The organism is Mycobacterium sp. NGS40 (genome assembly GCF_059812735.1).
This window is the reverse complement of sequence record NZ_JCALDG010000002.1, coordinates 410,207-423,285: the sequence shown is the minus strand read 5'-3', so window position 1 is coordinate 423,285 and position 13,079 is coordinate 410,207. Positions and strand designations below refer to the sequence as shown.

13 protein-coding genes are annotated in these 13,079 nt (G+C 65.5%); 6 read left to right on the top strand and 7 right to left on the bottom strand.

The features are described from left to right. Positions 1-20 precede the first annotated feature (20 nt). Positions 21-1,265: an FAD-dependent oxidoreductase gene (locus AC5Y5O_RS05395; RefSeq protein ID WP_096289208.1), complete on the bottom strand. Its 1,245-nt coding sequence runs from the start codon at positions 1,263-1,265 to the stop codon at positions 21-23. A 37-nt stretch (positions 1,266-1,302) separates the two neighbouring features. Between AC5Y5O_RS05395 and AC5Y5O_RS05390 the strand changes: the two genes are divergently transcribed. From AC5Y5O_RS05390 to AC5Y5O_RS05370, 5 genes are all read left to right on the top strand, one after another. Continuing rightward, on the top strand, positions 1,303-1,497 hold the full coding sequence (locus AC5Y5O_RS05390; RefSeq protein WP_096289206.1) for a hypothetical protein: 195 nt from the start codon (positions 1,303-1,305) through the stop codon (positions 1,495-1,497). Positions 1,498-1,817: 320 nt separating this feature from the next. Beyond that, positions 1,818-2,855 carry a sulfate ABC transporter substrate-binding protein gene (locus AC5Y5O_RS05385; RefSeq protein WP_096289204.1) on the top strand — a complete coding sequence of 346 codons (1,038 nt, stop codon included), beginning with the start codon at positions 1,818-1,820 and terminating at the stop codon, positions 2,853-2,855. After that, positions 2,852-3,733, top strand: a complete 882-nt coding sequence (gene cysT, locus AC5Y5O_RS05380; RefSeq protein WP_096289202.1) for a sulfate ABC transporter permease subunit CysT — start codon at positions 2,852-2,854, stop codon at positions 3,731-3,733. Before AC5Y5O_RS05385 ends, cysT begins: the two co-directional genes overlap by 4 nt. After that, positions 3,730-4,548 (top strand): sulfate ABC transporter permease subunit CysW, encoded by an 819-nt coding sequence (cysW, locus tag AC5Y5O_RS05375; protein ID WP_096289200.1) that lies wholly within the window; start codon positions 3,730-3,732, stop codon positions 4,546-4,548. The genes cysT and cysW overlap by 4 nt, the downstream gene beginning before the upstream one ends. Positions 4,549-4,563: 15 nt before the next feature. Continuing rightward, on the top strand, positions 4,564-5,637 hold the full coding sequence (locus AC5Y5O_RS05370; protein WP_096289198.1) for a sulfate/molybdate ABC transporter ATP-binding protein: 1,074 nt from the start codon (positions 4,564-4,566) through the stop codon (positions 5,635-5,637). A gap of 3 nt (positions 5,638-5,640) precedes the next feature. Here the strand turns inward: AC5Y5O_RS05370 and AC5Y5O_RS05365 are convergent, their stop codons facing one another. From AC5Y5O_RS05365 to AC5Y5O_RS05350, 4 genes are read right to left on the bottom strand one after another with little or no spacing between them, the layout of a single operon-like run. Then, positions 5,641-5,967 (bottom strand): hypothetical protein, encoded by a 327-nt coding sequence (locus AC5Y5O_RS05365; RefSeq protein WP_096289196.1) that lies wholly within the window; start codon positions 5,965-5,967, stop codon positions 5,641-5,643. A gap of 46 nt (positions 5,968-6,013) precedes the next feature. Further along, positions 6,014-6,763 carry a sirohydrochlorin chelatase gene (locus tag AC5Y5O_RS05360; RefSeq protein ID WP_096289194.1) on the bottom strand — a complete coding sequence of 250 codons (750 nt, stop codon included), beginning with the start codon at positions 6,761-6,763 and terminating at the stop codon, positions 6,014-6,016. A 13-nt stretch (positions 6,764-6,776) separates the two neighbouring features. Next, positions 6,777-7,520 (bottom strand): phosphoadenylyl-sulfate reductase, encoded by a 744-nt coding sequence (locus tag AC5Y5O_RS05355; RefSeq protein WP_096289192.1) that lies wholly within the window; start codon positions 7,518-7,520, stop codon positions 6,777-6,779. Further along, positions 7,517-9,187, bottom strand: coding sequence for a nitrite/sulfite reductase (locus AC5Y5O_RS05350; RefSeq protein ID WP_500024076.1), 1,671 nt, complete (start codon positions 9,185-9,187; stop codon positions 7,517-7,519). Before AC5Y5O_RS05350 ends, AC5Y5O_RS05355 begins: the two co-directional genes overlap by 4 nt. Before the next feature lie 533 nt (positions 9,188-9,720). On the opposite strand from AC5Y5O_RS05350, the gene hemW reads away from it, so the two are divergent. Then, complete coding sequence (gene hemW / locus AC5Y5O_RS05345; RefSeq protein WP_096289186.1) at positions 9,721-10,893, top strand: radical SAM family heme chaperone HemW; 1,173 nt, start codon at positions 9,721-9,723, stop codon at positions 10,891-10,893. Positions 10,894-10,898: 5 nt separating this feature from the next. Here the strand turns inward: hemW and AC5Y5O_RS05340 are convergent, their stop codons facing one another. Next, complete coding sequence (locus AC5Y5O_RS05340) at positions 10,899-12,131, bottom strand: sodium-dependent bicarbonate transport family permease (RefSeq protein WP_096289184.1); 1,233 nt, start codon at positions 12,129-12,131, stop codon at positions 10,899-10,901. 282 nt (positions 12,132-12,413) lie between these two features. Continuing rightward, on the bottom strand, positions 12,414-12,620 hold the full coding sequence (locus AC5Y5O_RS05335; RefSeq protein WP_096289182.1) for a hypothetical protein: 207 nt from the start codon (positions 12,618-12,620) through the stop codon (positions 12,414-12,416). Positions 12,621-13,079: the final 459 nt, after the last annotated feature.

Genomic DNA, 13,079 nt, shown 5'->3' with positions numbered 1-13,079 from the left:
GCGCGGCGGCGATCGGCGGGTCAGCCGGTTGACCGGGCAAACTTCGGTGCGTGCTCGGGCAGTGGACCGATCGCCACCAGGTAGGCGAGGAATCGCCGCAAAGACGGCAGCCGGGCGGCCAGTCGCACGCCCCGGGGCGCTTCGCCGTCGCTTCCGGCCACCACGTCGGCGACCACCTGGGCGTGGATTGTCCGCTGTACCGCCTGGATGATCGCCGTGGGTACCCAGCGGCGCACCTGCACCCGCAACAGCTCCAGCGTCGAAACCCGGCCGGCTCGCAGCGGATCGGCCAGCAGGCGCGCGGCGGCCACGGCGTCGGCGACCGCGAGGTTGATCCCGACACCGCCGACCGGCGACATCGCGTGCGCCGCGTCGCCGATGCACAGGGCGCCGTCGGTGTACCACCGGCGGAGCCGATTGAGTTGCACGTCAAGCAGTTTCACGTCATCGAAAGAAGTCAGCGTGCCGACTCGGTCGGCGAGCCAGGGCACCAGATCCACCAGCACCCGGTGCAACGCCTCGATGCCCTGGCCTCGTAGGTCGGCATCGGCGCCCTTGGGAATGATGTAGGCGATCTGGTAGTAGTCGCCGCGGTCGATCATGATGATCCCGTGTCCGGCCACGAACATGCCGGCAAGCCCGCTCGGGTCGTCGGCATGACGAGGCAACCGGAACCACCACACGTCCATCGGGGCGCCGAACCGCCGCGGTTGGAATCCGAGCGCGGAGCGCACCGTGGATCCGCGCCCGTCGCAGGCCACCGTCAGCAAGGCGCGCATCTGCTTGCTTTCGCCGTTCGAGTCGCGATAGGTAACCCCGGTGACGCGGTTGCCGTCGCGCACCACCCCGGTCACTTCGGTACTGCGCAGCAACCGGAAGCTGGGTTCCGCCTCGGCCGCGGTGGCCAACATCTCCAGTAAGTCCCACTGCGGCACCAGGGCGATGTGCTGGTGCGCGCCCGGCAGCCGGGACAAATCGAGGTTCAGCGGTTGGCCCTGCATCTCCAATGTGATGCTGTCGATCAGGCGATGCGGGAGCTGGGTGAAGCGCGAGCCCAAACCGAGTTCGTCGAGCAGGCGCAACGTGCTCGCGTGCACGGTGTCGCCCCGGAAGTCACGCAGGAAGTCTGCGTGTTTTTCCATCACCGTGACTCTTACACCGGCCCGCGCTAAGAGCAGGCCAAGCACCATTCCGGCCGGACCGCCGCCGGCGATGACACACGTAGTTTCCTCGGATGCGACAGGCACTTGCCGATCTTCACACATTGGTGTTTCCACAGCTCGGACGAATAGTGTGAGCCGGGTGAACGGGTTTCTCAATTGGTGGGACGGAAATGAGCTCTGGCTTTCCGGACTTCCCTTCGTGCTGCAGGCCATGGTGGTGATGCCCGTCGTGCTGGCGGTCGCCTACCTCCTGGCGGTGGCGCTGGACGCCGTGCTCAGCAAAGGCCTCGAATTGATGCAGCGCGCCCGCCAGACCGACGGGACGCCCAGGTAACCTGCGATGCCTCGTTCTCACGTGACGCTGGTTCTCGTCACGCTCGTGGTGTTGGTGATCGTCGCCTGGTGGGTGACGCACTGAGGCGGGCGCGCCGACTTGCGATGCCACCCGGTCCGGTGGCGGGTCAGCGAATTCCTGTTAGGCTTCGCGCCATGCACCTGACATCCGAAGCCCCGGAATGTGATGTCTTCGTGCACTGTTGTCGCTGACTACCACCCGCGCGCGGTTTGGTAGGGAGTTCGCGAATTCCCCTGACGTTTGATCGCCTTTCCGCAGCAACGGACCGAAATCCGTAAGCCCGCACCGAAAGGCCGTCAATGCTTATCGACAACGCCGGCGCACCGCGCTGGCGGCCTCTTGTTGCGCTCGCACTGATCGTCGGTGTCGTCGCGGCCTGCGGCGGCGGTCCCAGCGATGTCGTTGGCGGCAGCGGGCCCTCGGGCGCGCACACCACGATCACCCTGGTCGCCTACTCCGCTCCAGAACCCGGATGGAGCAAGGTGATTCCCGCGTTCAACAACTCCCAAGAGGGCAAGAGCGTGCAGGTGATCACCTCCTACGGCGCCTCGGGTGACCAGTCCCGCGGCGTTGCCGAAGGCAAGCCGGGCGACCTGGTGAACTTCTCGGTGGAGCCGGACGTGACCCGATTGGTCAAGGCGGGCAAGGTTTCCAAGGACTGGAACACCGATGCGACCAAGGGCATCCCGTTCGGGTCGGTGGTGACTTTCGTAGTGCGCAAGGGCAATCCGAAGAACATCAGGGATTGGGATGACCTGCTGCGGCCCGGCGTCGAGGTCATCACGCCCAGCCCGTTGAGTTCCGGCTCGGCCAAATGGAATCTACTGGCCCCGTACGCCGCCAAGAGCGAGGGCGGCCGGAATGGCCAAGCGGGAATCGACTTCATCAGCCGGTTGGTGCGCGACCACGTGAAATTGCGGCCCGGGTCGGGGCGAGAGGCCACCGACGTGTTCGTCCAGGGCAGCGGCGACGTGTTGATCAGCTACGAGAACGAGGCCATCGCCACTGAGCGACAAGGCAAGCCGGTCGAGCACATCACCCCACCGCAGACCTTCAAGATCGAAAACCCGCTGGCGTTGGTGACAACGAGCCCGCACCTCGACGTCGCCACCGCGTTCCGCAACTTCCAATACACGGCCGCGGCGCAGAGGTTGTGGGCCCAGGCCGGTTTTCGGCCGGTCGACCCGTCGGTGGCCGCCGAATTCGCCGACCAGTTCCCGTTGCCGCCGAAGCTCTGGACGATCGCCGACCTGGGCGGCTGGGCCACGGTCGATCCGCAGCTGTTCGACAAGAGCAACGGCAGCATCACCAAGATCTATACGAAGGCCACCGGATGACCGTGACGACGCCCCCGGACCCGAAAGCTGTTCGGCCCGACCTCGACGCGCCCGGTGGGACCCAGCCGGTCGCGCGGTCTTTCGGGCGCGGCGGCACCTCGTCGCTTCGCGTCGGGGTGGCGACGCTGTGGCTCTCGGTGATCGTGCTGCTGCCGCTGGCCGCCATCGTGTGGCAGGCCGCCGGTGGCGGCTGGCGCGCGTTCGGGGAGGCCGTCACATCGCGTGCCGCAATCGAGTCGTTTCGCGTAACGCTGACCATCTCCGTCGGGGTCACGGTGGTCAATCTGTTATTCGGCCTGCTGATCGCCTGGGTGCTGGTGCGTGATGACTTCCCCGGAAAGCGTCTCGTCGACGCGATCATCGACCTGCCGTTCGCCTTGCCGACGATCGTCGCCAGCCTGGTCATGCTGGCTCTGTACGGGAAAAACAGCCCGGTCGGGCTGCATCTTCAGCACACCGCCTGGGGTGTGGCGGTGGCGCTGGCGTTCGTCACGCTGCCGTTCGTGGTGCGCGCGGTTCAACCGGTGCTACTGGAGATCGACCGGGAAACCGAGGAGGCCGCCGCGTCGTTGGGTGCCAGCGGGCCCAAGGTCTTCACCTCGGTCGTGTTGCCCGCGCTGCTGCCGTCGTTGTTGTCCGGTGCCGGCCTGGCGTTTTCGCGGGCCATCGGCGAATTCGGTTCGGTGGTCCTGATCGGCGGCGCGGTACCGGGCAAGACCGAAGTGTCGTCGCAGTGGATACGCACGTTGATCGAGAACGACGACCGCACCGGGGCGGCAGCGATATCGATTGTGCTGCTGCTGCTTTCGTTTGTGGTGTTGTTCGCTCTGCGCCTAGTCGGCGCGCGGGCGGCCCGGCATGAGGAGCGGGCGCAGTGACATCGTCACGCTGGGTTCGTTACCTCACCAGGTATGTCGCGTTGGCCTATGTCGGGGTGCTGCTGATCATCCCGGTGGCGGTGATCTTGTGGCGGACGTTCGCGCCAGGGTTCGGTCAGTTCGTCGACTGGATCAGCACCCCGGCGGCGATATCGGCGCTGGACTTGTCACTGCTGGTGGTGGCCATCGTGGTGCCACTGAACGTCTGCTTCGGCATTCCCACAGCGCTTGTCTTGGCGCGCAACAGATTCCGCGGTAAGGGCGTGCTGCAGGCGGTCATCGACCTGCCGTTCGCCGTCTCGCCCGTCATTGTCGGCGTCGCGTTGATCGTGCTGTGGGGGTCGGCGGGTGCGCTCGGCTTCGTGGAACGAGACCTGGGTTTCAAAATCATCTTCGGCCTGCCCGGCATCGTGCTTGCCAGCATCTTCGTCACGCTGCCGTTCGTGGTGCGCGAGGTCGAGCCGGTGCTGCATGAGCTGGGAACCGACCAGGAGGAGGCGGCGGCCACCCTGGGTTCTGGCTGGTGGCAAACCTTTTGGCGGATCACGCTGCCGTCCATCCGGTGGGGCCTGACGTACGGCGTCGTGTTGACCATCGCTCGTACTCTCGGTGAATACGGCGCGGTGACCATCGTGTCGTCCAACCTCCCGGGCAAGTCGCAGACACTGACGCTGCTGGTCTCGGATCGCTACAACCGTGGGGCCGAATACGGTGCCTACGCATTGTCGACGTTGTTGATGGGTGTTGCCGTGGCCGTGCTGATCGTCCAGGTGATTCTGGATGCCCGCCGGGCACGAGCGGCGAGCAAGGCCTGACAAGGAGATTCGGACATGACCGACGCCAAAACCGCCGACCTGGCGATCACTGTGCGCGACGCCAACAAACGCTACGGTGATTTCGTCGCATTGGACCACGTGGACTTCGTGGTCCCCACCGGCTCGCTGACGGCCCTGCTCGGCCCCAGCGGTTCCGGCAAGTCGACCCTGCTGCGCACCATCGCGGGTCTCGACCAGCCCGACACCGGCACGATCACGATCAACGGCCGTGACGTCACGCGGGTGCCACCGCAGCGGCGCGGCATCGGATTCGTGTTCCAGCACTACGCCGCGTTCAAGCACATGACGGTCCGCGACAATGTCGCGTACGGATTGAAGATTCGCAAGCGACCCAAAGCCGAAATCAAGGAGAAGGTCGACAACCTGCTGGAAGTCGTGGGGCTCAGCGGATTTCAGGGTCGCTACCCCAACCAGTTGTCCGGCGGTCAGCGACAGCGCATGGCGCTCGCGCGTGCTTTGGCCGTCGATCCGCAGGTGCTGCTGCTCGACGAGCCGTTCGGGGCGCTGGACGCCAAGGTTCGCGAGGATCTGCGCGCGTGGCTACGCCGGCTGCACGACGAGGTCCACGTCACCACGGTGCTGGTCACTCACGACCAGGCCGAAGCGCTGGATGTCGCCGATCGGATCGCGGTGCTCAACAAGGGCCGTATCGAGCAGATCGGGTCCCCGACCGAGGTTTACGACGCCCCGGCGAACGCGTTCGTGATGTCGTTCCTCGGTGCGGTCTCGACCCTGAACGGCAGTTTGGTTCGCCCGCATGACATTCGAGTCGGTCGCAATCCCGAGATGGCGATCGCCGGTGGTGACGGCACCGCCGAATCCATCGGAGTCGTCCGCGCTACCGTCGACCGCGTCGTGGCACTGGGATTCGAAGTGCGCGTCGAGTTGACCAGCGCTGCCACCGGTGGCAGCTTCACCGCCCAAATCACCCGAGGCGACGCCGAGGCGCTGGCCCTCAAGGACGGGGACACCGTCTACGTGCGCGCCACCCGGGTGCCCTCCAGCGTCGCCGCCGCGGCGCCGTCGGGCGGGGCCGACGAAGAGCAGAGCACGTTGACGTCGGCCTGAGAGTTATTGCAGCGACCAGTAGGGCGGTTGCTGGGTCAGTCGCTCGATGTACTCGGTCACCGTCAGCTCGTCGGATTCAGCGTTGTCGTCGCCGTGGGCGAATGGGCACCTTCGTGGATCGGTTTCGACGATCCACACCGCTTCGAGTTCGACTTCGGGGACGGGGGCGCCCGGCGCCGGTGAGATCAGGTCCGCGGCGAATCCTTCTGCGCCGGGCCACGTCAGGCCGTCGCTGTAGATGACCTCGTTGTTCCGGTTCAGGGCGACGACGTGGAAGTGCGGCAGGCCGGCCAGATGCTCGGCGAGCCCACGTGGTTCGTAATCGCCCATTGCGCCATGTTAGTGCCGCAAGCGATTTGACGTACCGTCAGCCTGCTCAAGCCGCGATCTGGCCGGCGGCCGTCGCGGTGAAGCGATCCAGCACCGTCTCGGCCACCAACCGGTCGGCTCCCAGCGGGGCCGCCATCTCGATGCCGGCCTTGGCGGCGAATCTCTCCACCCGATCGGGGATGCGTCCCGGCGCCAGGAACCACGGCGCGACGACTACCCGCTGGGCGCGCTGGCGGCGCAACCTGCCCAACGCTTCGGAGAGCGAACGTTCCTGTTGGGTGGCGAACGCGGTCGTTGCCCCCGCCCAGGACGTGCCTGCCAACAGCTTTGGCGCTACCCGGCCGGTGCGTGCGTTCACTGCCAAGTCCGAGGTGCCGATCGCCACGACGAGGACACCGACGCTGTCGTCGCGGGGCGAGACACCCAGCTCGGTCACGCGCCGGCGCAGCACCGCCACCATCCGGTCATCCTCGCCGAGCACCGGTGCCTGCCACACTTGTTGGTTCGTAACGCAATTGGCGATCTGGGCGGGGATGTCGACGCGGGCGTGGTACGCGTTGGCCAACAGCAACGGGGTGACGACCGCCGGGCCATCCACCGACGTAAGTACATCGGCCAGGCTCGGTGAGCTGTGTTCCAGGAAGGCCAGTCGCACATCGAGGTTCGGCCGCAAGCACACCACCTGGTCGGCGACGGCCCGTGAGTTGGCCCCCGACCGTGGATCCTTGCTCCCGTGTGCGGTCAGGACGAGGGCAGGCTTGATGGCGCCACTCCTGCTCATCGCTACGCTCTGCATCGTCGCCGGCGCGTCACGACGCGTGCAGTCCGCATTCGGTTTTGGCCTGCCCCTGCCAGCGTCCGCTGCGCGGGTCGGCGCCCTCGGCGGGCTTGGCCGTGCAGGGGGCGCAGCCGATCGACGGATAGCCTTCGTAGACAAGGGGATTGACCAACACATCGTGCTCGTCGATGTAGTTCTGCATATCCTCGTCGGTCCACGCCGCCAGCGGGTTGATCTTCACCAGCTTGAATGCCTCGTCGAAGCTGATCAGCGGCGCGTTCGCGCGGGTCGGCGCCTCGACCCGGCGTATCCCGGTCACCCATGCGGAGTAACCGCTGAGCGCTTTGCTCAGCGGGGCGACCTTGCGCAGCCGGCAGCATTCGCCGGGGTCCCGCGCGAACAGGTCCTTGCCCTTCAGCTTGTCCTGCTCGGCCACCGTGTGCTCCGGCGCGACATTGAGAACCCGTATGTCGTAGACGGATTCGACCGCGTCCCGGGTGCCGACGGTTTCGACGAAGTGGTAGCCGGTGTCCAGGAACAGCACCGGCACACCGGGGCGAACCTTGGACGCCAGATCGACCAGCACGGCGTCTTGCATGTTGGAGGCGACGATGTAATTGCACGTCGCCCAGCCGCGCGGGCCGTTGATACCGCCGAAGTTGTCATCCGTCCAGCGCAGCAGCTCGGTGGCGCTGGCGCCCTCGAGTTCGGCCGCGCCCCGGGCGGCCAGCTCCCGCAGTGCGGCGTATTCCGGGTCGGTCGTTTCGGTGCTCATCGCAACTCGCCTTCCTCGGCGCGAAGTGCCCACTGCGCGAACCGCTCTCCCTCGTTGCGGTGCTTGACGAAGTTGCGCACCACCCGATCGATGTAGTCGCCCAGCTCGTCGCTGGTCACCTTGTGCTGGCGCAGCTTTCGGCCGAAACCGCTGTCCAGCCCGAGGCTGCCGCCCAAATGCACCTGGAAGCCCTCGACCGAGTTTCCGTCGCCGTCGTCGACCATCTGACCCTTGAAGCCGATGTCGGCGACCTGAATTCGCGCACACGAGTTGGGGCAGCCGTTGATGTTGACGGTGATCGGCACGTCGAGGCGCGAGTTGATGTCATCGAGCCGCTTTTCCAGCTCTGGCACCAAAGTCTGTGCCTTGACCCGGGTTTCGGCAAAAGACAACTTGCAGAACTCGATCCCGGTGCAGGCCATCAGGTTCCGGCGCCAGTGTGAGGGGTTCGCCTGCAATCCGAGGGCATCGAGGCCGGCGACGAAGCCGTCGAGCTTGTCGTCGGGAATGTCGAGGATGACCAGCTTCTGGTAGGGGGTGAACCGGATCCGGTCCGAACCCGCCTGCTCGGCCAGGTCGGCCACCGCGGACAGGATGGTCCCGGAGACCCGGCCCGCGATCGCGGCGACACCCACCGCGTTGAGTCCGTTCTTGAGCCGCTGTACTCCGACGTGGTCGATCGGGTGCGTGACCGGCTCGGGGGCCGGGCCGTCGATCAGCGGCCGCTTGAGGTATTCCTGTTCGAGAACTTCACGAAATTTTTCTACGCCCCAGTCCTTGAGCAGGAACTTCAGCCTCGCCTTGGCGCGCAACCGCCGGTACCCGTAGTCGCGGAACACCGAGGTGACCGCGGCCCAGACCTCGGGCACTTCCGCCAAAGGCACCCACGCGCCAAGGCGCTGGCCCAGCATCGGGTTGGTGGACAGCCCGCCGCCGACCCACACGTCCAGCCCGGGGCCGTGCTCGGGGTGGTTGACGCCGATGAACGCGATGTCGTTGACCTCGTGCACCACGTCTTGCAGACCGGAGATGGCCGTCTTGTACTTGCGCGGCAGGTCGGCGAACTCGGGCTTGCCGATGTAGCGCTTGACGATCTCGTCGATCGCCCAGGTCGGGTCGAGTACCTCGTCGAGGGACTCGCCGGCCAGCGGTGAGCCCAGGATTACGCGCGGGCAGTCACCGCACGCCTCGGCGGTCTGCAATCCGACCTCGGCCAGCCGCCGCCAGATCTCCGGGACATCCTCCACCCGGATCCAGTGGTACTGCACGTTCTCCCGGTCGGAGATGTCAGCGGTGTCACGGGCGAACTCGGTCGAGATCTGGCCCAGCGTGCGCAGTGCCGCGGCCGACAGGGCGCCGCCGTCGCAGCGCACCCGCATCATGAAGTACCGGGCCTCGAGCTTGTCCATGTTCTCGTCGCCGGTCCAGCTGCCGTCGTAACCCTGCTCGCGCTGGGTGTACAGACCCCACCAGCGCATACGGCCACGAAGATCGTTCTTCTCGATGCTGTCGAAGCCTTCTTTGGAATAGGTGTCCAAAATGCGGTCGCGCACCTCGAGTGGGGGACCGGCTTGTTTGAACTCCTCGTTGGGGTTCAGCGGTTCGCGCTCTCCCAGCGCCCATTGACCCTCACTTCGAGGAGCCTTGGCGGGGCGGGCTGTGGTCATTCGAAGATCTCCTTCGCGGGCTGTGCAGGCGTGGACGCGCGACTCACCGGTTCCTACGGCAGGCGCAGATCCGGCGCCAGCTGGACGTACAGGTGGGCGGGTCTACGGAATCAAGCCGGACAGCTACAGCTGCAGACACGCTTGAGATCGATGTGCCGCCGAACCACTAGCGCAATGCGCTGGCTGGGCTGGGCGACGGTCACGCGCCCATTCTGCCATGGATAGAGGCGGCAGTCGCCACCAGGTCAAATTTGCCCTCACGGTGAGCAAAACTACCGGGTAATCCTGGGTAATTCGACATACAAAGCCGAGAAATCCCTGAGAGGTGAGCCTGGCCGCGTCTGACGTGCCCAATCGCCCCACCGTGCGTTCAGGCCTACGTCGATCCCGTCTGACCCTGCGGCTGGAACTTTCGCGTCGACCGTGGGTGCTAGGTACCAGAACCGTCTTGAATTCGTCCATAGGCCCCACGCTCGGCGATGGCCTCCCCGTCGAGAGGGCGGCTGGGTCCGGCGAACGTGCAATCATTTGGCATGGCCCTTCGCGCGGCACCGGTTGAGCTTCCCGGCATACAGCGCAGTCCTGGGCAGTCGTTCGGGGTGTACGTCCACGTCCCGTTCTGCATAACGCGTTGCGGGTATTGCGATTTCAACACCTACACGCCCGCCGAGCTCGGCGGCGTCAACCCGGACGCCTGGTTGGAGGCGCTGCGCACCGAGTTGGCGCTGGCCGCGGCGCGGCTGGATGCACCGACGGTGAACACGGTGTTCGTCGGCGGCGGGACGCCATCCCTGCTGGGGCCCGCGCGCATCGTCGCGCTGCTCGACATGGTCCGTGAACACTTCGTGCTCGCCCCGGACGCCGAGGTCACCACGGAGGCCAACCCGGAATCGGCCTGGCCGGACTTCTTCGAGGCCGCCCGAGCGGCCGGGTACACCCGGGTGTCGCTCGGCATGCAGTCGGTGTCGCCGTTCGTGCTGGGTGTCCTCGACCGGATCCACACGCCGAACCGGTCGGCGGCCGCGGCCCGCGAGGCGCTGCAGGCGGGCTTCGAACACGTGAGCCTTGACCTCATCTACGGCACGCCGGGGGAGACCGACGACGAGCTGCTGCGCTCGGTCGATACGGCGATCGCGACCGGCGTCAACCATGTGTCCGCGTATGCACTGGTCGTGGAGGAGGGGACCGCGCTGGGGCGCCGGGTCCGCACCGGTGAGCTGGCCGCACCCGACGACGACGTGCTGGCGCACCGTTATGAACTGCTCGACGAGCGCCTGTCCGCGGCCGGGTTCGATTGGTATGAGGTGTCGAACTGGTCGCGGCAGGGTGGGGAGTGCCGGCACAACGTGGGCTACTGGGACGGTGGCCAGTGGTGGGGCGCGGGGCCGGGTGCGCACGGGTATGTCGGCGCGACGCGGTGGTGGAACGTCAAGCACCCCAACGCATACGCCGAGATATTGTCGGATTCGGCGTTACCCGTGGCGGGCTTCGAGCAGCTGGACGCCGAGGCGTTGCACACCGAGGATGTGCTACTGAAAACCCGTATGCGTCAAGGGCTTCCGCTGGAGGTGCTGAACGCCGCCGAACGCGAACGAGCCAAAACCGTTGTCGCCGACGGCTTGTTGGTGGACGGAGGCGACCGGCTGGTCCTCACCCCCCGCGGCCGGTTGCTGGCCGACGGGGTGGTGCGGACCCTGCTAGGGTGACGGCGTCAAACGCCGAACCACCCTTCGACGAGGCGGGCAATCTCGATGTAGAGCGGGATCCCGATCGTGACGTTGTAGGAGAACGTCAGACCCAGTGACGCGGCCAACGGCAGCGTCGGACTCGCTTCCGGGATCGCCAATCGCTGGACCGCCGGCACCGCGATGTAGGACGCCGCGCCGCACAAGACCGCGAACAGCACGTAGGTGCCCGTCTTGAAGTCGGTGTGGGTCAGGCTCGCGTAGGAGCAGGCGACGATGATCCCCAGCGTGGCAAAAACATTCGGCGCGAGTACCGCGAAGAAGATGAACCCGGGCCCCGCCGTTCGCAGGTCCTTCAACTTGCGCGAGGCCGTCATGCCCATCTCGAGCAGGAACAGGCACAGCACACCCTGGAACGCCATCACGAAGAACTTGTCGTCGTCCTGCACGACCTTTTGACCCTGCAGGCCACTGATCAGGCCGATCACGATCCCGCCGATCAGCAGCACCAACCCGGGGTTGAGGAACACCTCCTGGAACAACTCGCGGGAGAAGATGGACGGCTTCTTCTTGGTGAGCTGCGCGCTCGGGCTGACGTCGAGTTCCTCTGTGCGCTCGCGCTTTTCCAGTGAGAGTTCGAGTTCGTCCTCGATCGCGCGCTCGGTCTCCAGGCTCTGGCCCTGCGGAGGCCGAGCCGCGGTGCCAGGCCCGATGCCGACCTTCACCGGCGCGTAACCCGGCTCGTCGGCCATGTTGCCCGCGGCGTCGATTCCCCGGTGTCGCAGGTGCGCCACCAGGTAGAGCGCCACCAGGCAGCCGGGAATCTCCATCACGGCCAGCATCACCGGCATGTACGCGTTGAAGGCGATGTTCACCGCGGCCAGGACCGCCACACAGGTGGCGAACGTACCGGCAGAGTCCGACCCGTAATAGCCGGCGATCGTCGCCCGATCGATCCTGCGCAATTTGGTCAGCCAGCCGAGCAGGTAATAAGCGACGATGCCGATCACGAAGTTGAGCGCGAAGCCCAACACCATGAATCCGATGATCGCCCCGACGCTGGAGGCATTGACCTCGGCGAGTTCCTCACCACCGTGCCAGCCGATAGCCAGCAGCAGGTACATGGTGAGGCCTTGATAGATCACATAGGGGAACTCGAATCGCACCTTCAAGATCGGGATCAGGAATCCGAAGTAGAAGAAAAGCAGAAGCGGCTTGAACAGGTTATGCGTGAAGTTATGCCAGAACTCTTGCAGCATTGGTGCCTCTCTTTTTCCGTCCGGTGGCCCGGGGGAAGCACCGTCCGCAAGCGGGGGCTACCACGAACGTCCCGACGACCGTGGAAAATTTAGCTCTGCCGCTGCCAAACCGCCACTCGGATCTGACCCGAATTGTGCATGTCGTTCCAAGCCGCGCCGAAATGGCTGGGAATCCCAAAACCCGTGGTCACAGCGATGCTGGTAGGACGGGGTAAGGTGGGATTAGCGTGAATCTGGTGTGAGTTCGCTGTGCATTTCCTGTCAGGATTAGCGTGTCGCAGCTCAACCAGAAATTAGCGAGGGCCGGACGCCGGCGCCCCGTTTGCGGTGGGTCACCGACAGCCAGGCGGACGGCGAGTAATGCGTCGTAATCTCTTCGAATCCGTCGACCCGGGAAACCGTAAGGACGCCTGTTTCCTGGTTTATTTCGAGTTCGTCGCCGTCCGAACCGTGGACTTCCTCACCGTTCGCGAGCCTGATCACGAACATAATGTTCCTCTCAGTGGATGGGTTTTAATCGCGATCGGGCATTTGCTGGGTCATCCGCACCGGCCGGATTAAACCTTTGTTACGTTTTTCTGTCAGGGTCCGTGGAAAACGTCCGGCACGGTTCTTCCGGCCCCGAAATGCTTCCGTGGTACGAATCCCTTAGGTAGCGATTCACCCGGGCTACCCCCTTCTCCGCGCCGGTCACTGGCAAGCCCCCCATGCAGTCCGCGTCGGAGCCAATGATGGTACGGGGAACACAGCCATGGACAGCCATGGTAGCCCTTTCCTATTCGCCAAGCAGGTGAACGAGGGGCAAACGTTTTGGCCTACCGGTGCCTCCGGGTGGACCGCTCGATCGGCCCTCATGCGATGAGTTCGCGGCTGCTGCCTGGGAAAACGGAACTCGGGCGGCCGACCGCCCGGCTGCTCCGAAGAGGCGACGCCCGATTAATTCCAGGA

Bases quoted from the DNA above. Each gene is read 5' to 3' on its own strand.
- AC5Y5O_RS05385 (WP_096289204.1), top strand. From the start codon at position 1,818: ATGCTTATCGACAACGCCGGCGCACCGCGCTGGCGGCCTCTTGTTGCG.
- AC5Y5O_RS05370 (WP_096289198.1), top strand. From the start codon at position 4,564: ATGACCGACGCCAAAACCGCCGACCTGGCGATCACTGTGCGCGACGCC.
- AC5Y5O_RS05365 (WP_096289196.1), bottom strand. From the start codon at position 5,967: ATGGGCGATTACGAACCACGTGGGCTCGCCGAGCATCTGGCCGGCCTG.
- AC5Y5O_RS05350 (WP_500024076.1), bottom strand. From the start codon at position 9,187: ATGACCACAGCCCGCCCCGCCAAGGCTCCTCGAAGTGAGGGTCAATGG.
- AC5Y5O_RS05395 (WP_096289208.1), bottom strand. From the start codon at position 1,265: ATGTGTGAAGATCGGCAAGTGCCTGTCGCATCCGAGGAAACTACGTGT.
- hemW (WP_096289186.1), top strand. From the start codon at position 9,721: ATGGCCCTTCGCGCGGCACCGGTTGAGCTTCCCGGCATACAGCGCAGT.
- AC5Y5O_RS05340 (WP_096289184.1), bottom strand. From the start codon at position 12,131: ATGCTGCAAGAGTTCTGGCATAACTTCACGCATAACCTGTTCAAGCCG.
- AC5Y5O_RS05355 (WP_096289192.1), bottom strand. From the start codon at position 7,520: ATGAGCACCGAAACGACCGACCCGGAATACGCCGCACTGCGGGAGCTG.
- cysT (WP_096289202.1), top strand. From the start codon at position 2,852: ATGACCGTGACGACGCCCCCGGACCCGAAAGCTGTTCGGCCCGACCTC.
- AC5Y5O_RS05335 (WP_096289182.1), bottom strand. From the start codon at position 12,620: ATGTTCGTGATCAGGCTCGCGAACGGTGAGGAAGTCCACGGTTCGGAC.
- AC5Y5O_RS05360 (WP_096289194.1), bottom strand. From the start codon at position 6,763: ATGCAGAGCGTAGCGATGAGCAGGAGTGGCGCCATCAAGCCTGCCCTC.